Raw genomic sequence first — 19,038 nt, 5'->3', positions numbered from 1 at the left:
CTAAACTTGCTGCGACCAAGATAAAAAAACCAAGGGGAGGCCCTATGTTCAGCTTCAGTCGTTCTTTCGTAAAGCATTTTTTAATGCAGCCGCTTACTAAGCAGCGCTTAATCGTTTTGACTCTATCCACTGCGCTGCTTAGCGCGTGCGGCGGGGGCGGCGGCGGTTCAAGTGACGCCGAGGCCAACCCTGTCAGCTCGCCCTCGCCTGTTGTTTCTCCGTCATCCGCCCCGTCGCCGTCGCCATCTAGCAGCCCTGCAGCTCAAATCAGCGGTGTTGATGTATATATGGAGCCGCAAGCTGACGGCAATAGTTTTGCCTGCGCAAACTGCCACGCCTTGACGGAACCGGCCAGCGACAGTTTCTATCGCCCGGGCCACGCCATCGGCGATGCCACGCGCCGGGCCATGTTTAAAAACGGCGAACTCGACAACCTGGTCGACGCTGTTAATGTCTGCCTCGACACCTGGATGGCCGTCGATACCCCGTGGACGGAACAGAGCGAGCGCTATATTGCCCTGGTCGACTTTTTAGAAAATGAAGATCAAGGCTCCGGCCCGGCTGACTTACTGCAGTTTGCCAAAGCCACGCCGCTGGAATTTGCCAGCAACAGTGCTGTGAATGGCAGCGCCGACGACGGCCGCCTATTTTTTAATGTCAGCTGCGCAATGTGCCACGGTGAAGACGCCGAAGGCACCGTTAGAGGCCCGAGCCTCGCCGGGCGTTTGCAGTACGAAGGCGCCGCCAACTATATCGCGCGCAAGGTGCGCTTGAGCGGGCCGACCGAGCACGATGTTTACAACGATGGCATTGGCGGGCGCATGCCGTTTTGGGTTGAAGACCGAATCAGCGATGCCAACTTAAGCAATGTCATCGAGTTTTTAATTACCAGCGACTTTAACAACCTGCCCGATAATGGCGGCAGTTCCGGCGAGCAGCGCCAGTGTGCAACAACACACAGCAAAGTTGGCCAGAGCGCAAACCTGACCGAACGCGCCCACGGAGTCAGCGGCACGGCTACGATTATCGATGACTGCACCATCGAATTTAGCAATTTTGACTTCGACGGTGGCGGCATCGACGTGCGCGCCTACGGCGGCCAGGGCGCCAACTTTAGCGGCGGCTTTGCAATGGGCGACAACCTGGTGAATAACAGCGGCTACAGCAACAGCAGCTTCCGTGTGCAACTGCCAGAAGACAAAACCCTCGACGATATGGACTACATCAGCATCTGGTGTATACCCGTGCGTGTAAGTTTTGGCGACGGTGCATTTATGTAACAAGAAGCTGTATTGCGCGGCCTCCAGCAAGCGAGGCCGCGCAATACACTATTTTAATCCCCTATCTCTATCACTCTAACTAGCAGCAAGCCTTAGCTGACAACGCTGCAGAGCTACAGATATGCATGGCTCTTATCAATGGTGCTGGCGTAAGCATTGGAACTGGCGGAAGGCACAAGTATTGGCGTGGGTACTGGTGTTGATATTGGTGTGGGTATTGGCGCGGGTACTGGCTGTGCATTGCTATCACCATGCACAGCCAGCAAGTGCTTAAAAAAACTGCAATAATTCTCAAGCCAGTAAACATGCAGCTTGGGGCCGGTATTTGCCACTTACCGGCAACTTGTTCTACAACTTATCCACAGAAACTGTGGATGAAACTGCGCCTGCAACGTGTTTGATTTTTGATCGCAACGAACAATAGCGCAAACTTAAGCATCTAGCGCCATCACACAGAGAGCCCTTTTGGCCCGAGCGCTTTTCGCCGGCCGATCAGCGCCTTACCTAAGTTAATACCCGGGATCTCGACATATCGATAAATAAAGTAGGCAAATACAAGCACTATGCAGAACAGCAAGCTTGATAACAGCAGCCACGTGCTTGCGCTTAAAGGCCCGTGTTTTAGTACAAAAGCAAAAAACGGCAGCATAAGCAGCAGGTGGAAAATGTAGACGGAGTACGACATTTCAGCCAACAGCTTATTTAGGCGAGCATTAAAAAGATAAGCCAAGGCCTTGTAGAAACCAAATTTGGCAAAGTGGTCGGCATAACAAATCCACCACAGACAAAAAACAAACATCAACGCAATCAGCACATTGTCGTTTAACACAACCAAGAACAACAAGGTGACAAGCACCGCAATCGCATTAGACAGCCTCGCCTGTTTGTTTATCAGTACATGCGCAATCACCATGCCCGCAGCAAAATTGTGAAACTTAAGCGCTAACAAAGTAGGCATTGCATACTCAATGCCGGCCGATGTTAAGGCATAGGCAATAAAAGACATCAGCAACAAAGACAGGGTTAAAAATAAAGCAAAGTTCTTTTTATAGAAAAAATAAAGAAACGGAAACATAAAATAAAACTGCATCTCCAGCCCCAAACTCCAATCGGGAAGCGGCGTAGTAAAGGCATAGGAGGGGATTAAACCAAAGACAAAAGTAATATGAACAAGAAAGTTCTCTAGTGGTTTGGCGAAATAATAACGCGCCATATCAGTGCTGGCATGCGGCAACACCTCGGCAATTGACTCGCGGCATTGGCCGAGAAAATCAGAAAACAAAAAAGCCAGAAGTAAACACAGGTAATAGGCAGGTGCGATTCGAAAATAGCGGCGAATAGCAAAGTTTGTTATACCCGAGCGGGTCTGTAAGCCTTCATACGACTTACTGATAGAGCACTGAAAATAAATTAAAAAACCCGAGGCCAACATAAAAGCGTTTACGGCTTCGTGAGCTAAAACCGCAGCAAGCACGCTGGGCCCAAAACCCAATAACGCTGCGTGTGCAAAAAACACCACCAGCGCCGCCCAACCGCGAATAAAATCAAGCAGCGCGATATCATGCTTTATCGTATTATCCATAAAATCCCCTAGGTTTCGCCCACACCTAAGCGTGCCGTAAACTACAGCAGGTCGTTTCAATACGTTGAAACAAGTGAAAACATGAATTTAAAGTTTTTCACAGTTTCCGGGCGAATGGTAGCCCCAAAAGATGATATACGAGACAGAATAATCGCGATTCGGTTTTGGCCTTGGCTTGTGCAACACTAGGGCCTGTTAACACTAATTAAAAATCAGCTCGATTCTTGTGCCCTCACCTACGTTTGAGTGCACAGCCAACTGGCCGGCGTGGGCGTGCATAAACTGCCTGGTCAGGGCCAAACCCACGCCCGAGCCGTGGCGTTTTGTGGTAAAAAACGGCACAAAAATCTGCTCGAGCATTGAAGCTTCAATGCCACAGCCCGTGTCTTTTACACTGAGCACGGTCTTGGCGGCGCGCAGACGTAATTCGATATTAAGCTTGGCCTCGGCGCTTGTTTCCATCGCTTCGATGGCGTTTTTCACCAGGTTTAATAAGACCTGAGCCAATTGCTGCCTATCGGCGCGCAGCGCAAGGCTCGCAGGCTCAATATCAATGCTGAGCTCGAGCCGCTCGCTTGCACCTAAGTTCATATACAGAGGTTTTTGCTCTGCAAAAAAATCCACCATATTTATTGATTCGAACTCAGGTGCCGGCATTTTTGCCAGCTGCCTGTAAGCCTGAACAAAACTGACAATGCCTTCACTGCGCGAGGCGATGGTTCGCACCGCTTGTTTTGCATCGTGTAACTCCGCATTTAACTGCTCCGGCGGCATAGATAAAAGCTCATCCTGGCTCAGAATATCGCGACAGGTTGTCGCCAGCGAAACCACCGGCGTCACCGAATTCATCACTTCATGGGTCAGCACACTAATCAGGTTTCGCCACGCCTGATATTCGGCATCCATTAATTCCCGGCCAATATTTTCTATGGTTACCAGGCTTTGCTGTTTATCATCGAGTACGGCCGAGCTCTGCGCCAACATCAAGTTGTATTCAACACCATCGCGCACAACCTTGCACAAGGCCCGGCTCTGCCCGGTATTTTTGTTTAGCGCGTCGACAAATCCGCTAAAGCTGTGTTCAAGTTCGCGAATATTGACGGGGCTTGCCTGATTAAACAAACGGCTGGCAGCGAGATTAAATAGACTAATATTGCCAAGCTGATCAAAGGCCAAGATTGCCACCGGAGCCTGGCGCACCAAGGCGCGTAGAAAGTCGTTCTCCGCTTCTTTCTGGTGGCGTTTTTCTGCCAGCTGGCGATTGAGCTGATTAAAGCTCTGTTTTAGCTCATTGCTGTAGGCGCCGTCACCGAGGCTTTGAGAAAAATCACCACTTTGTGCCGCGCGAAAAAACTGCGCAACAAGGCGAAAGTGGCGCTCGACAAAAGACAGTAACAACAGCAACTGCAGCACAGCCAAGCCGACAAACAGCACACTCGTCAACGGCTGCTGTTCAAGCTTTAGCACAAATACGCAGGTGAACAATAAAATAAATAAAACCAGCAGCTGCAGTAAAAATAGGCAGCGAAAACGCAGGGTTAACGAAACGTTCATAAGCTCTATAAACCGTATTTTTTTAAGCGCCGGTAAAGAGAGGTGCGGGTAATACCCAGCTCCTCGGCCGCGTGACTAATATTGCCCGCGTGCTTTTTAAGTGCCTGTTCAATGGCCAGGCGTTCAACGTGCTCCAAGTTGCAGTTATCAAACAAGGCGGTACTGCCGCCGCCTTGCGGGCGCAATAAAAAGTCGTGTTCACTGAGCTCGTCGCCCTCACTTAAAATCAATGCGCGCTCAACCGCATGTGCAAGCTCGCGCACATTGCCCGGCCAGGCGTAGGCACTGAGTTTTTTAATGGCCGCCGCACTCAAAGACTTGTGAGCCAGCTTGTATTTGGCGGCACTTTTTTGTATGTAAAAATCAAGCAGCAGCGGTATGTCGCTGGGGCGTTCGCGCAGCGGCGGCAATTCAAGCTGTACCGTGTTGATGCGATAAAATAAATCTGCGCGAAACTTGCCTTCATCCACCAAGGTTTGCAGCGGCATATTCGTTGCGCAAATCAGGCGTACATCAACGGCGATATGTTTGTCTGAGCCAACCGGGCTGACTTCGCGGCTCTCAAGCACACGCAGCAATTTTGCCTGCAAATGCAAAGGCAGGTTGCCTATTTCATCGAGAAACAAGGTGCCGCCACTGGCCGCTTGAAAGCGCCCGGCCCTATCGCTGTTGGCATCGGTAAAGGCGCCCTTAACGTGGCCAAATAACTCACTTTCAAACAAACTCTCGGGTATCGCGCCGAGGTCAACACTGAGCATCAACTCATCTTTGCGCGCACTGTGGCGGTGAATTTCCTGTGCGATCACTTCTTTACCGGCGCCGTTTTCGCCGAGTATCAATACATTGACATCGGTCAGCGCGGCTCGCTGCGCGAGTTTGAGTACCTGTTTCATCAGCGGAGCTTCGGCGATGATCGCTTTATTTTGCTGCTGCAGCTCGCGGCGCTGCTGTTTTAGCTTTTGCACCTGCTCGCGGCTATCGGCAAGCAGCAGCGCCGAATTTAAGGTCGCCAGCAACTTTTCATTCTGCCAGGGCTTAAGCACAAAATCGGCCGCGCCATTTTTAATTGCCGCTACCGAGGTCTCTACATCGCCGTAGGCCGTCATCATAACCACAACCGCGCCGGGCTTTATTTCCTGAATGCGCTTAAGCCAAGCCAGGCCTTCCTCACCGGTATTGCGGCCGAGGGCAAAGTTCATATCGAGTAAAAAAACATCGCCGCGCAACTGTGGGCAGGCGTCCAGCAGCTTTTGGGGATGGCTATAACAGCTGACTTCGCTGTAGTGGCGCTTTAATAAAAGTTCGGCGGCAATCAGTACGTCTTTATCGTCGTCAACAACAACAATCTTGGCATTTTTTTTAGCCATAGAGCTTCCTTATTTTTTGTTAAGCGAGCTTATAAAAAGCCGCTCCAGCGCAATGACAAACTCAGGCAAGTGTACGCATGCGTACACCTCGTGTATAGCCAGCGCACACACATCAGCACAAGAGCGGAACTAAGCCATTGAAATATATAGACATTTTGTTTTGGCACAGTCCTGGCTCTACAAGTAACCAAGAAAACGCAAGAAGCTTACCGAAAACGCGAAGAGCACAATAAAAGACGATGGATAAAAAAATTGAAAAAAGCCCGCGCCGCTATTGGTACTGGGCCCTGGCCGGCCTCGGTGTTGTTGTTGCCGCGACCATCGTCGCGCTCGGGCCGGGAAGTGGCCAGAGTTTTAGTGTAAAAGGCGAGCGCCTAAGCATTGCCGAGGTCAGACAATCGCTGTTTGAAGACTACCTGCCACTGCGCGTTTTTGTGCAGCCGTTTAAAACGGTTTACCTCGACGCGATTGAGGGCGGCCGGGTTGAGAAAATTTTTGTCGAAGAAGGCGAGCTGGTTGAAAAAGGCCAAAAGCTGCTCGAACTCAGTAATACAACACTGCAGCTCGATCTGATTTCGCGCGAGGCGCAAGTTAGCGAACAGTTAAACAACTTGCGCAATACCAAACTGGCGATTGAACAAAATCGGCTGAGCCTGAAGCGGGATTTAATTGAGATTGATTACCAGATAAAACGCCTTAAGCGCCGCCTTGAGCGACGCCAGAAGCTTGCCGACTATGTCGGCGAAGAGGAAATCGATACCCTCGAAGACGAACTTCACTATATGGAGCTCCGCCGCACACTGACGCTGGAGAGCCAGCAACAAGAAGAGCAGATGCGCCTGGCGCAGATAGAACAACTCGAAACCAGCGTCGCTCAGCTTGAGAAAAACCTGGTGATCGCCCGCTCCAACCTCGATAACTTAATTGTCAAAGCGCCGCGCTCGGGCCGCCTGACCGCCTTTGATGTCGAGCTTGGAGAAACCCGCAACCGGGGTCAGCGCCTCGGTCAGATCGACGATGTTGAACGCTATAAAGCAAGCGGCATGGTAAGTGAGTACTACCTTAACCGCCTGAGCCTCGGCCAGCGCGCCGAAGTCGAGATTCACGGCCACAACTACGAGCTCGAGCTGAGCAAGATTTACCCCGAAGTTCGCAATAACGAATTTGAAGTGGATTTAAATTTTGTCGGCGCCGCACCCAAGTCTATACGCCGTGGCCAGAGCTTAAGCCCGCGTTTAATGCTCAGTAAACGAGAGCGGGTGCTGCTGGTCGACAACGGCAGCTTTATTCAGGAAAGCGGCGGCGCTTGGGTCTTTGTATTGAGCGAAGACGGGCAAGTTGCCTATAAGCGCGACGTTAAATTTGGCCGCCGCAACCCGAGCCAGCTTGAAATTACCCAGGGCCTTGAAGCCGGGGAAAAAATCATTGTGTCGAGCTACGGTAACTACCGCAATGTCGACCGCCTTTTTATTGAACACTAATTATTAAATGCCAATTCCACGCAGGTAAGCTAACAGGAGCAAGCATGATTCGTCTCGAAAACATTACTAAGGTCTATCGCTCCAGCGAAGTCGAGACCACCGCCTTGAATAATATCAACCTAAATATCGAGGCCGGCGAGTTTATTTCTATCATGGGGCCATCGGGCTGTGGCAAATCAACCCTACTTAACGTGCTCGGCATGCTCGATAGCCCGAGCGATGGCAAGTACTTTTTTAACGGCGAACAGATCAGCCGCTACAGCGAACGCAAGCTTGCGCAAAAGCGCAAAGGCCATATCGGTTTTATTTTCCAAAGTTTTAACTTAATCGATGAGTTAAGCGTGGCTGAAAACATCGCAATGCCGCTTTTTTACCAGGGCATTGCCCGCGCGGAACGGCAACAACGTGTTGACGAAGTCATGCAACGGCTAAATATCGCACACCGCGCCAAGCATATGCCGCAGCAGCTCAGTGGCGGCCAACAGCAGCGCGTTGCCGTTGCCCGCGCATTAATTTGCAAACCGGAGGTGATCCTAGCCGATGAGCCAACGGGCAACCTCGATTCAAAACACGGCGATGAAGTGATGGAGCTGCTTAAACAGGTCAACGATGAAGGCACAACTATTTTGATGGTGACCCACAGCCAGTACCACGCCGAATACGCCAAACGTTTAATTCACTTATTTGATGGCAAAGTTGTCAGCGAAAACCAACTGGCCAAGGTTGCCGAGCATGCTTAAAAACTACTTGCTGATTGCTCTGCGCAATATCGCCGCCAACCGGCTATTTAGTGCGCTAAATATTCTTGGCCTCGCCTTTGGCCTGGCCGTATGCATATTAATTGTGCTCTACGTGCGCTACGAAAGCAGCTACGACCAACACTGGCAAAACTCCGAGCAAATCTATCGCGTTAGCCGCGATTTTGGCAACGAGTTTTCTCACCTTGCCAGTATCGCGCCGCCATTTAGCCCACTTTTAAAAGCGCGTTTCCCCGAGATCGACGACATCGTTCGCATAGGTATGGGCTCGACCATGCCGCTTAGCTGGCAAGACAAACAGTTTAATGTCGAGAACTTTCTTTGGGCCGACAAAAATATCTTTGAATTTTTCCAGCTCGAATTTATCGCCGGCGATAAAAACACCGCTCTTGAACGCCACAGCACGCTGGTGATGACCGAGACTCAGGCTAAGCGCTTCTTTGGCAACGAAGACCCAATAGGCAAAACCTTGCTGATGATGGGCCAATTTCCGGTTGAAGTAACCGGCGTTATCAAAGATTTACCGCCAAATACTCACCTGCAATTTCCCATGCTCGGCTCGCTAAGCAGTGTGCAGCGCGCCTACCCCCAGGCGATGGAAAACTGGTCCAACAATAGTACTTACACCTTTATTAAAGTTGCCGACAAAAACGTCGCCAAGCGGCTTGAACAAAAGTTCCCTGCCCTGTTACAGGAACAGTTCCCGGATATGGATGAAAATCACGCGCTGTATTTGCAGCCTATTGCCGATATTCATTTACACAGCCGCCTGATGTTTGAACTCGGCGAACCCGGCAGCTATGTGATGGTACTTAGCTTTTCCGCCATCGCCTTTGTAATTTTATTAATTGCCTGCATTAACTTTATGAACTTAAGCACCGCCCGCGCCACCTTGCGGGCCAAAGAAGTCGGCTTAAGAAAAGTAGCCGGGGCGTCGCGCGCCCAGCTTATTATTCAATTTTTAAGCGAGGCGGTGGTACTGACAACAATAGCCATGCTTATTGCATGCTCGTTAGTTGAGTTAATCCTGCCGTGGTTTACCGCCTTTGTAGAGCTACCGCTAACAAGCTTAAGCCTCTACACTGCAAAGAACCTGGGCTTTTTATTGCTGTTAGTTGCTGTGGTGGGCTGTATCGCGGGCTCTTACCCTGCCTTTTATCTTTCGGGTTTTAAGCCGGCGCAAGTTTTAAAGGGCGACCTGGCCCAAGCTGGCGGCTCCAGCCACCTGCGCAAAGGCCTGGTTGTGCTTCAGTTTTCAATTTCAATTGTGCTGCTGATCTGTACGGCTGTGGTTGTCTTGCAGACCCAGTACGCGCGCACTCTCGACCCCGGCTACAACAAGGCCCAAAACCTTATTTTGGATACGCCCTACGCCGCCGGTTTGCAGGATATGAACGCCGTATATCGGGCCATGCGCGAAAAACTTAGCGCTCACCCCGGCGTGCTCAGTGTCACTCGCTCCAATCAAGCGCCGGCAAACACACTGTTTAACAGCTCTGTGTATTACGCCGAAGGTGTACCGAGAAACGAAGACAATATGGTTGCGCTCGACATTCTCAATGTCGGTTACAACTTTATTGAACACTACGAAATCCCGCTGCTCGCTGGCCGCAGTTTTTCAGAGAAGCGCAACGACCCGTTTCGTGTTTTTCCCGACGCAGAACAACCGGTTACCAAAACAGTTGCCGTTATCAGCCGCAGCGCCGCCAAGCAGCTCGGTTACCAGGCCAATGAAGCGATAGGCAAAGTATTGAGCGCACCCACCGGGACTCAAAATGGCAACGACTTTTTTATGCAACTCGAGGTGATTGGTGTTGTTGAAGACGTTCACTTTGGCTCGCTACTCGAAGAGCAAAACCCGATGATTTATCACCTTGTCGAAGAGAGCAGCCAAAATATTTCGGTTAAAATTGATACCGACTACACCGATGAATTAATCCCGTTTATTCATGCAAGCTGGCAAGAATTAATGCCTAACCGCGCAGTAAACTTGAGTTTTCTCGACGAAAATTTTGAGGCGATGTACAACAGCCAGGACAAACAGGCAACCATGTTTATTGCCTTTTCCAGCCTGGCCATTGCTGTCGCCTGTCTCGGTTTATTTGGTCTCGCATCGTTCACTACTGCACGGCGAACAAAAGAAATTGGCGTGCGCAAAGTTATGGGCGCATCGGTACCTAGCATCGTAGTTTTATTAACAAAAGAGTTTGCGGTACTGGTACTGATTGCCAATGTGATTGCCTGGCCCATTGCCGCCTTGGCAATGCGCGCCTGGCTTAAAAACTTTTCACAAAATATTGGTTTACCATTTTCCGTGTTTATTTTTGCCGCGGTGCTCGCCCTGCTAATTGCCTGGTTAACCGTCGCCAGCCACGCCACCCGCGCCGCCATGCGCAAACCCGTGCACGCCCTTCGCTATGAATAACAAATTTTAACAAGACCTTAAATAAGTATGAATAAGGAAGGACTTATGAGTCACTTATATTTCCCCAACATTCGCCGTTTACCGTCGACCTTAGCCGGTATTTCTTTAAGCGCTATGGTTGCCGCCGCCGGTTTAAGTTTAACTGGCTGCCAAAACAGCGAGTCTAAGCCCCAGACTAACAACGGTGCCCCAAACAACGTACAAAACAGTCCCGACGCCAATATCGAAGCGAAAAAACTAAGCGGCGAAAAAATGCTCGCCGACTTTGACAATATCAGCCTGCGCTCGGCGATTAACAGCAACAACGCAACAACAAGCATAGTCTCGGGCAAACAGGCCATAAGTGGGGAAAAATCCCTGCTGGTTCACACCAAGACGCGCGATCACAACAGCGCGGCGCTTAACTTTGAACCCAATGAGGCCTGGGACTGGAGCCAATACCAGGATTTTCATCTGGCCTTTGATATCGCCAACTTTGGCGACGAGAGTGTCGATATCAACTTAGATATCAGCGATATCGACGGCAATACCTATACCCGCGCCTTTGTTGCACCGGTCGGAGTGACCTGGACCTGGTATGCCAAAATGGATGGCCACGATCAAAAAGAGCCGGCCTGGGCCAGTGACAATGAATTTAATTTTGAAAGCGGCCTGCGTTCAAACCCACCCACCTGGCAGGGCGATCACCAGGTTTTTTCGCTGTGGGGCAAAAAACACCTGAACTTAAAAGGCATTACCAAGATCAGTTTTTCGGTTAAAGGCATGCTCAGCGACAGGCAATTTACCATCGACAACCTGCGTCTGCGCCCCAACCCGAAAATGGATAAAAACTTTCTCAGCGGCTTAATTGATGAATTTGGCCAAAATAATAAAGTTGACTACCCAGGCAAGATTCACAGCCTAGAGCAGTTGCATCAGGCAAGAGACAAAGAGCTCGCCGAGCTCAGCGATCAAGCCTTCCCTGGGCGCAGTAAATTCAACGGCTGGGCCGACGGCCCGCGCTATGAGGCTACTGGCAACTTCCGCACTGAAAAAATCAATGGAAAATGGTGGTTAATAGACCCGGAAGGTTATTTATACCTAAGCACCGGTATCGACATTCTGCGCCTTTCCAACTCATCGACCCTAACCGGTTACGATTTTGATCAAAAGTTTATCCCTAAGCGCCACGGCGAAATGCTGATCTCAGAAGACGACCAACCGCTTAACCGCGTTAGCGATGATGCTTTGCCTTCGCGCAAACTGGTTAGCCAAACGCGCGCGGATATTTTCAAGTGGCTGCCCAGTTACGACGATGAGCTCGGCAACCACTTTGGCTACCGCCGCGAAACCCAAAGCGGGCCGCTTAAACACGGCGAAACCTACAGTTTTTACAGCGCCAACCTCGAACGAAAATACGGTGAGAGTAGCCCGGAGAGTTATTTACAAAGCTGGCGAGAAATCACCCTAAAACGCATGCAAAATTGGGGCTATAGCTCTCTCGGCAATTGGGCTCAGGAAGAGTTCTACAGCAATACCAAAATGCCCTATGTCGCCTTTGCCGATATCATCGGCGACTTCGGCACCTTAAGCAGCGGTTTTGATTTTTGGCACGGTGTGCCAGACCCGTGGGACCCGCTGTTTAAAACGCGCGCGGAAGCCGCTGTTGACGGCGTCGCCAAACAAATTAAAAACAGCCCATGGTGCATGGGTATTTTTCTCGACAACGAGCAAAGTTTTGGCCGCCTCGAAACCGACGAGCTGCACTACGGCATTGTCTATAACACCTTAAAAGAAGACGCCGCCAAGGTTTACGCCAAAGCGGAATTTACCCGCATGATGAAAAATAAATACGGCGACATCAACAAGCTAAATAAAGCCTGGGGGAAAAACCTGGCATCGTGGGATGAATTTGCCAAAGGCGTCGAGCCGAGCTTTAACAGCAAACAGCAAAAACAAGACTACTCTGCCATGCTCTACGCCTACGGCGACCAGTATTTTGGCACCGTCAAGCGCGCACTCAAGCAGCGCCTGCCCAATCACCTCTACCTTGGTTCTCGTTTGCCTGTGTGGGGCATGCCAATTGAAATTGTTCAATCCGGCAGCAAACACATGGACATCATTACGTTTAACTTATACGAAGAAGGCCTGGTGCCGAGCGAATGGGCATTTATGCAAGACATCGACGCGCCGGCGCTCATTGGCGAATTTAGCTTTGGCTCGTTTGATGCCGGCCACGTGCACCCGGGCATTGTTATTAGCAGCGATCAAGAAGACAGGGGCCGCATGTATAAAAGCTATATGTACAGCGTTATTGATCACCCAAGTTTTATCGGTGCCCATATGTTCCAGTATATGGATAGCCCAATACCGGGTCGCGCCTACGACGGTGAAAACTACAACAACGGCATGGTTGCGGTCACCGACATTCCCTATGCGCCCTTAGTTCAGGCGGCAAAAGAAGTTCACGCTGAGATGTACCAGCGCCGCTGGAACAAAAACTAAGGAGAAATTAGGAGCTCTCCCCGTGCTCCCAACCCTGGCCCGGCTATGGTCAGACAATGCAATAACACTGTGAGCAAGCTTGCTGAGCCTTTTATTTGCTCGTAGCTAGGCTTGGTGCCTGGAGTGGTTTGAGCGGGGCTCTGCCGCATGGATGCGGCGGCGCAGCCCCCAGGGACGGGTTCACGGCATCCCGCGAAAGCCACTGCAGGCAGCGAGCCGGAGGACCAGTGACTTATTCACAGACGAAGTGCGAACCTAGCCGGGATTTTTTATCTATCGTCAAGCGATACAACAACAAGCTCAAGTTTAGCCTCGGCTGACTGGCGATAAGACCATTTTAAATCAAAGTCGAGCAAGTGCATGGCATAAATGCGCGACGGATCATAGTGCTGATAACGCGGCCTCGGATCTTGCTGAAGCACTTGGACAATCAGGCGCTTAAGCTTGATGCCCTGATGTTCCTGATACAGCTTTTCGCGCTCGGCCAGCGCTAATTCAGCCTGCCTGGAAAAAACCACCGCTAACACCGGCGGCGGCTCATCGGCAAAAGTATTGCTTGCCTCGTTGACCACATCGACATAAGGCACATAGGGTTTAATATCGACCACCGGCGTCGCATCTAATAAATCAACACCACTTAAGTTTAAACAGACACCGTCACTAAGGTCGATCGACTCAAGTTTGACAACACTTAAACCTAGCCGGTTTGGCCGGTTCGGCGCGCGTGTTGCAAATACCCCCATGCGCTTATTGCCGCCCAGGCGCGGCGGCCTAACTGTCGGTTTCCATGCGTTTTCAGCAAAACCGTGAAAAATAAAATGCAGCCACAGATGTGAACAGCTGGCTAAACCCTCAACACATTCGGCGCGATTAAACGGCGGCTGCAAGACAAGTTTAGCTTTGGCCTCGCTGACCAGGCCCGGCTGGCGGGGAATGCCGAATTTTTCTTTAAAACAACTGTGTACAAAACCTAAGGGCTGCACAACAAAGTCTGTCTGAGTCATGGATCTTGTATCGCCGTTGGACGGGCCTTAAACGATAGAGCGGTGCTCTAGGGCCTGTTAACACAAATTAAAAAAGGCCAGAATTTAAGCCCGCTATGGTACGCAAAAGCAACGGCGAGCTGTAGCGACAAATAAGCTAAAACATCCACTTAGTGAAATGGAAACAAATAATTCATCCAGGAATTCATACGCAGTAGCACCTTGCGCATAATCGCCACATGCTCAAAGTGATCGCTGTACACCGCCGCCTGCGCAAAGGCGCCACCAGGTATACTGGCCTTGTAATTTAGAAACGCAGCGTCGGTAATATCGATAATCACCGGTATGCGCCCGGGGTAGTGATCGTTTTCGCTGCTGAGCAAACGGCCGTTGGCTTGTAACTCACCCTGAGCAAGCACCGGCAATACCGAGCGAATCTTGCCGGAAAACACTTCGCCTGGCAGCGCGTCAAAGGCCACTTCGGCTTCAAAGCCCGGCTCCAGGCGCATGGTGCTATTTTGCCTAAACCAGGCAACCAGCACATAATTTTCGTCGTGAACAAACACCATCGCCGGGCGCAGCGGCATAGGCACCAGCATCATGCCCTCGTGCAAGAACTGCTGCGTCACCCAACCGCGGCTCGGCGCCCTGACCTCACACTGCTGCAGGTCGTAGACGGCGACTTCTAAATCAGCTTCAAGCTGTTCAACCAGGGCTGTCGCCTGATCAAGGTCGCGCTGAATGCCAACTTTGCGCCGCATCAGCTCCTCGGCACGCTGCTGATCGGCGCGCGCTGCCACAAGCCTTGCCTCCAGGCTTTCAATTTTGTCTTCAAAGGGTGCCGGGTCTATGCGAAAAAGCAAACTGCCCGCTTCAACAACCTGGTTTGCCTCAACGGCAACTTCAACAACACGCCCGCGCACGGCCGGGATAATGGGCGTACTGACAAAGTACTCGCGGCTTTTTTCTGAATACGGGTGGTTGTAGTTCATCAGCACAATCAGCGCACCGATAAGAAAAATTCCACCAAGCGCTGCGCTGGGCACCGTCCACTTGTTCAAAGGAATTTTGGCAACTTTAAATACGACTGTGCACAGCGCAACATAAGTCAATATAAGAAGCAGATCCATTAGTCGGCCTCCACTTGTGATGACTGTTCAAGCTCGCTTAAGCGTGTTTTTACGGTATTTAGCTCTGCAGTTGCCTGAGCCAAGTTTTGCTGAAGCAAACTTAGCTGCTGTTCGCGCTTTTTTTCGTTTTTTTCGAGCTCAGCCAGCTTGGCTTCGTCCTCTTTGATAAAACCCCAGCCTCGATCGTCGCGGTAGAGTGTTGCCCATATCCACAAAAAGGGCCACAGCACATGCAGCGTAAACAAGCTGACCCAACCGGCAACGTGAATCGCATCTTGCTGAGGGTGATTGCGCTTTTTGGCAATATCATAGGGAATATCGTGAATAACAATGACACCATAAAAAAGGGTGACAAACACAAAAATCAGAAGCCCGAGTGCAAAATAGTCCAACATAATGTTTCCTTAACAAGGCCCGCTTAGCCTTCATCCTTCTCATAACAGCAGTCTTAACAGCCTGTACCCAAGAGCGATCTTGGCTAGCTGCCTATATTGGCTAACTATACCCTACCCTGTGATCCAGTTTTAAATACTTTGTGTTTTATATTTTTTGCAATATAAGCGGCCTATCACGGCCAGAAAAAACAAACGGCCGTTTTATTTCAATAAAAATAGTCAAGGTTGTTTTGTGCGCCAAAGTCGTCAGGGCCTGACAGATTTTGTCCGCGTGGTATTTGGCGCCACTGTAGTAAACAGTTAGTTGAATCAGAGCTAAGCCGAACTTCTGTTTATAACACGAAGTGCTGAGACATCCATCACATAGTACGGCGGGCTCGGCAACAACAAAAGCGGGCTTACAAAACAAGCACTTAGCTTAGGCGTTGTACTTGGCGTATTTTAATCTCGTTTATTTCTAATCTCCTGTCACGCCCCTTGCAACTTAAACCACTGTGTTTCAGCAACTGACCTAATAAAAACACGGCGGAGATAAGCAATGCGTAAATTTTTCTTAAGCCTTTTATTTGTAATTTTTGTTGGCCCCGGCCTTAGTGCTTGTGGTGGAGGCGGCTCGGCTGGCGACGGCTCCGGCGGCAATGCCAATCAAGCAGGCGACAGCGCCAACCAAATAGACGGCAACGAAAGCCAGGAATTGCAACAAGCTGTTGCCACCGAAACACTGACTCTGCCCAGCAAGCTTGAGGTGGTTACCAATGAAAACTAAAACCAGCATAAAACTTTCTTTGGCAATTTCAGCCATCTGCAGCAGCGGCGCCTTTGCCCAAAGCATTCACGACAGCACTAGCGACTTTAATACCGACAAACAACGCAGCCACGTTTGGAACGAAGCGCTCGAACCACTGGAGCTGGTTAACGGTATTCTTTGTTTCACCGAACAAATGCGCGTAACCGACTTTGTAAACGACGGCGCCTACATTGTACTCGCAGATGAAGATCGCTGTTTTTCCAACGATAGCAACGGCAGTGACAGCGAAGGCGGCGGCAGCCCGGCTTATAAAGAAGTTATTGTTGAAGCGACTCGCGAAAGCGACACCTCACCATTAATTGTTAGCGCCTGGATGCCGGATATGGGCGATGACGATTTTGCACAGGCGATTAAATTTAAAGCGGTAATTTATGAAGGCGCGAGCGACAGCAACCCCTTCGGACAATTTACCTTTAACTTCGACTTTTATAACAGTTTTTCTGACAGCAGCCGTCGCGGTGGCGGTGAATTAAAAACCGTTGATATCGAAGAGCATATTGGTTTCACCCTTTACGAACAAGATCAACGTGGCAGCCATCGCAGTTCACAAAGTGCCAGCGTAGTGATGAGCGCTGACCGCAGCGAAGGCTTCGCACTGACCGCCGTCGAATGGGGTGACTTTGGCCGCGCCAATGCCCTCGCCTTTAACGATAACCATGTTTTAATTCAAGCTGGCGACAACTACGACAGCCTCGCTTTCCAAAATGGAGACAACGAAGGCATGTGTTTGAGCCGCACCGAATTTATCGACAGTGTTCACCGCTATGACCTTTACCACGCTACAACTGGTGCCCGTGTTGAAGTGAACTCGGGTTTCTCTTTTCGCTACGACAGTGACGGTAATGGCGCAGCCGATAGCCACGGCCATGTAGGTTATTGGGGGGTATGGACCGAAGATGAAAACGGCCTGCCCAGCGGAAGCGAAATCACCAAAGAAAACTTTGGCCAGGGCGGCACGCCTGAGAGTTTCAGGATTGTTAGTGCCCCAGGTAAGTTAATTAAAAAATCCGTTGAAGCTCTGCCGCTTAGCAACGCAGCAGGCATTGATTTTCGAAGCTGGGACGGCGCTTACGAACTCGGCTACGACAACTTGATTGTCAATTACAGCAGCAACGGCTTTTATGTTGTTGCCGGCCTGCGCCACGGTGAAAATGGAGAGGAAATCGTTCAGCTCGACCCGATGCCCATCACTCTTGAGAGTTATGAAACGCTGTACATGTACAGCGAACAGCTCGGCGGCGAAGTGCGCTACCAAAGCGGCTCAGATTTCTTAAGTTTCTACCGCGAAGAAGTGCTTAACGGCTCGGGCGATTTGTTTGCCAACGGTGATCTTGAACTGCACTGCTTTGATCGCTGCCCGATAGGTACTTTAGATGCGGGTGACCTTGCCGACTACGACAGCCCGTATTCTCTGCAAGGTGAAAGCGCTGTAACTTACAGCTTCGGCAACAGCGGCGCCAACGCCCTGACTTTAGTTCGCAACGACAACGGCGAGCCGGTGAAATTTGCCGACGGCATCAGCGAAAGCACCCTGAATAACAGCGCCCACCAGTGGGGCGTAAGCTCAGGTATTTTGGTAGACGCCGCCACAGCAGCAAGCTTGCAAAATAGCTGGGACGTATACGAGCCAACGCTAGTGAGCACTTTCTACGTATGGGAAACCGGCGCGCATAACTGGAACAAACTCAGCGCCGTTAAAGACGAAAACGGCAACATGCTTGCTTTCGATAAACCAATTCAAGTTCGCTACACCCACAGCGATGCTAACGACCGCAGCGGCGACGCCGGCGACTTTAACGGCCAGGTATTTATGCTGAACTACGGCGGCAACGGCGACTTCTGGGGCATTCCTCATAGCCGGGAAAACGACAGGCACCAAGCCCTGTTTAGCATCGCCGACGGTGCAAGTGTAGGCGCGAATAACGAATATGTAATAAAAGCCCGCGATATTGAACAGCGCATGGCGCCAGCCAACGGTCAGTGCGGCAGCATGCGTATCAGAGAGCCCGCCGCACCGGTGCCAACCCGCACTGAGGGCTCCGCCGATATTGGCGCCATGCCCCAGGTTAGCGGCGGCGCCAAAGTAATCGCAGGTGAAATACAAGGCGCAAACGAATAGAGAACAACAGCTTAACCCCGTAACTTGCAGGCCTCCTTGGAGGCCTTTTTTTATTTCTTATCAACAATTAAAAGGGCAAAAAACAAGCTATTAAAGTAATGCGTCCAGAGGGCTGTATACGCCGCGCCCGCCGCGATTTAAGACGTGGGTATAAATTTCAGTGGTTGATATATCCGAATGACCAAGCAACTCTTGAATCGTGCGCAAATCGTATCCTGATTCAAGTAGATGAGTAGCAAAACTGTGGCGAAAGCTATGGCAGCGAGCGGGCTTGTGAATACCAGCTCTTTTCAAAGCTTGGCGAACCGTTTTTGATAACGTTGATGGATGGCAATGGTGCCGGCGTTTTACACCTGATCGTGGATCAACAGCTATCCGAGATGATGGAAACAAAAACTGCCAGCAAAATTCTTTAGCTGCACCAGGATACTTACGATCTAAAGCATCCGGTAGATAAACGTCACCAAACCCGCTCTTAAGATCTTCAAAGTGCAATAGCCGAACCTTATCAATTTGGTGTTCCCCACAAAAAGTAGACACCTTACTTAAGCAGCGATAGTTGCTGCCTCCTCAAAATCGACGGGGCTAAGCCCGTCGTTCGCAGAGTGCCTTCTCTTGCGGTTATAAAATATTTCGATGTAACCAAATATACCTGAACGCGCTTCATCAATC

Annotated in this window: 15 protein-coding genes; 7 read left to right on the top strand and 8 right to left on the bottom strand. The window is 50.5% G+C overall.

The window, feature by feature from the left end; genetic code table 11:
- The first annotated feature begins 83 nt into the window (after positions 1 to 83).
- A complete protein-coding gene (locus CFK45_RS09330) occupies positions 84 to 1,280 on the top strand; it encodes a DM13 domain-containing protein (RefSeq protein ID WP_096086188.1) in 1,197 nt (398 codons plus the stop codon).
- A 448-nt stretch (positions 1,281 to 1,728) separates the two neighbouring features.
- On the opposite strand, the gene CFK45_RS09325 is transcribed toward CFK45_RS09330, so the two are convergent.
- The 3 genes from CFK45_RS09325 to CFK45_RS09315 all read right to left on the bottom strand — a co-directional run bounded on the left by CFK45_RS09325 (position 1,729) and on the right by CFK45_RS09315 (position 5,783).
- Complete coding sequence (locus CFK45_RS09325) at positions 1,729 to 2,862, bottom strand: acyltransferase family protein (RefSeq protein ID WP_096086187.1); 1,134 nt, start codon at positions 2,860 to 2,862, stop codon at positions 1,729 to 1,731.
- A 201-nt stretch (positions 2,863 to 3,063) separates the two neighbouring features.
- Entirely contained in the window at positions 3,064 to 4,416 is a 1,353-nt protein-coding gene (locus CFK45_RS09320; protein WP_096086186.1) for a sensor histidine kinase, read from the bottom strand.
- Between the two features lie 5 nt (positions 4,417 to 4,421).
- On the bottom strand, positions 4,422 to 5,783 hold the full coding sequence (locus CFK45_RS09315) for a sigma-54-dependent transcriptional regulator (protein WP_096086185.1): 1,362 nt from the start codon (positions 5,781 to 5,783) through the stop codon (positions 4,422 to 4,424).
- 239 nt (positions 5,784 to 6,022) lie between these two features.
- Between CFK45_RS09315 and CFK45_RS09310 the strand changes: the two genes are divergently transcribed.
- The 4 genes from CFK45_RS09310 to CFK45_RS09295 are packed head-to-tail and all read left to right on the top strand — an operon-like array spanning position 6,023 to position 12,931.
- Positions 6,023 to 7,264, top strand: coding sequence for an efflux RND transporter periplasmic adaptor subunit (locus CFK45_RS09310; protein WP_096086184.1), 1,242 nt, complete (start codon positions 6,023 to 6,025; stop codon positions 7,262 to 7,264).
- A gap of 44 nt (positions 7,265 to 7,308) precedes the next feature.
- Positions 7,309 to 8,004, top strand: a complete 696-nt coding sequence (locus CFK45_RS09305; RefSeq protein WP_096086183.1) for an ABC transporter ATP-binding protein — start codon at positions 7,309 to 7,311, stop codon at positions 8,002 to 8,004.
- Positions 7,997 to 10,447, top strand: coding sequence for an ABC transporter permease (locus tag CFK45_RS09300; RefSeq protein WP_158224656.1), 2,451 nt, complete (start codon positions 7,997 to 7,999; stop codon positions 10,445 to 10,447). Before CFK45_RS09305 ends, CFK45_RS09300 begins: the two co-directional genes overlap by 8 nt.
- 45 nt (positions 10,448 to 10,492) lie before the next feature.
- Entirely contained in the window at positions 10,493 to 12,931 is a 2,439-nt protein-coding gene (locus CFK45_RS09295; protein WP_239923627.1) for a beta-galactosidase, read from the top strand.
- A gap of 269 nt (positions 12,932 to 13,200) precedes the next feature.
- Here CFK45_RS09295 and tsaA read toward each other — a convergent pair whose 3' ends face one another.
- From tsaA to CFK45_RS09280, 3 genes are all read right to left on the bottom strand, one after another.
- Positions 13,201 to 13,935: a tRNA (N6-threonylcarbamoyladenosine(37)-N6)-methyltransferase TrmO gene (tsaA, locus tag CFK45_RS09290; RefSeq protein WP_096086180.1), complete on the bottom strand. Its 735-nt coding sequence runs from the start codon at positions 13,933 to 13,935 to the stop codon at positions 13,201 to 13,203.
- Between the two features lie 149 nt (positions 13,936 to 14,084).
- Positions 14,085 to 15,044 carry an HlyD family secretion protein gene (locus CFK45_RS09285; RefSeq protein WP_096086179.1) on the bottom strand — a complete coding sequence of 320 codons (960 nt, stop codon included), beginning with the start codon at positions 15,042 to 15,044 and terminating at the stop codon, positions 14,085 to 14,087.
- Complete coding sequence (locus CFK45_RS09280) at positions 15,044 to 15,439, bottom strand: DUF3302 domain-containing protein (RefSeq protein WP_349677394.1); 396 nt, start codon at positions 15,437 to 15,439, stop codon at positions 15,044 to 15,046. The genes CFK45_RS09285 and CFK45_RS09280 overlap by 1 nt, the downstream gene beginning before the upstream one ends.
- Before the next feature lie 538 nt (positions 15,440 to 15,977).
- Between CFK45_RS09280 and CFK45_RS09270 the strand changes: the two genes are divergently transcribed.
- Together CFK45_RS09270 and CFK45_RS09265 are read left to right on the top strand one after the other, a co-directional pair.
- Complete coding sequence (locus CFK45_RS09270; protein WP_096086176.1) at positions 15,978 to 16,205, top strand: hypothetical protein; 228 nt, start codon at positions 15,978 to 15,980, stop codon at positions 16,203 to 16,205.
- The gene (locus CFK45_RS09265; RefSeq protein ID WP_096086175.1) at positions 16,195 to 18,366 is read left to right on the top strand and encodes a hypothetical protein; all 2,172 of its coding nucleotides are present in this window, start codon (positions 16,195 to 16,197) and stop codon (positions 18,364 to 18,366) included. The genes CFK45_RS09270 and CFK45_RS09265 overlap by 11 nt, the downstream gene beginning before the upstream one ends.
- Before the next feature lie 90 nt (positions 18,367 to 18,456).
- Here CFK45_RS09265 and CFK45_RS09260 read toward each other — a convergent pair whose 3' ends face one another.
- Complete coding sequence (locus tag CFK45_RS09260; protein WP_414630751.1) at positions 18,457 to 18,861, bottom strand: tyrosine-type recombinase/integrase; 405 nt, start codon at positions 18,859 to 18,861, stop codon at positions 18,457 to 18,459.
- Between the two features lie 50 nt (positions 18,862 to 18,911).
- Positions 18,912 to 19,038 (bottom strand): IS3 family transposase (locus tag CFK45_RS09255; RefSeq protein WP_143247539.1); only part of this gene is annotated, 127 nt, incomplete at its 5' end.

It is taken from the genome of Agaribacterium haliotis (assembly GCF_002312815.1).
GTDB classification, from domain to species: Bacteria; Pseudomonadota; Gammaproteobacteria; order Pseudomonadales; family Cellvibrionaceae; genus Agaribacterium; species Agaribacterium haliotis.
The sequence above is the reverse complement of the archived record's forward strand: the minus strand, read 5'-3'. Positions and strand labels throughout refer to the sequence as shown.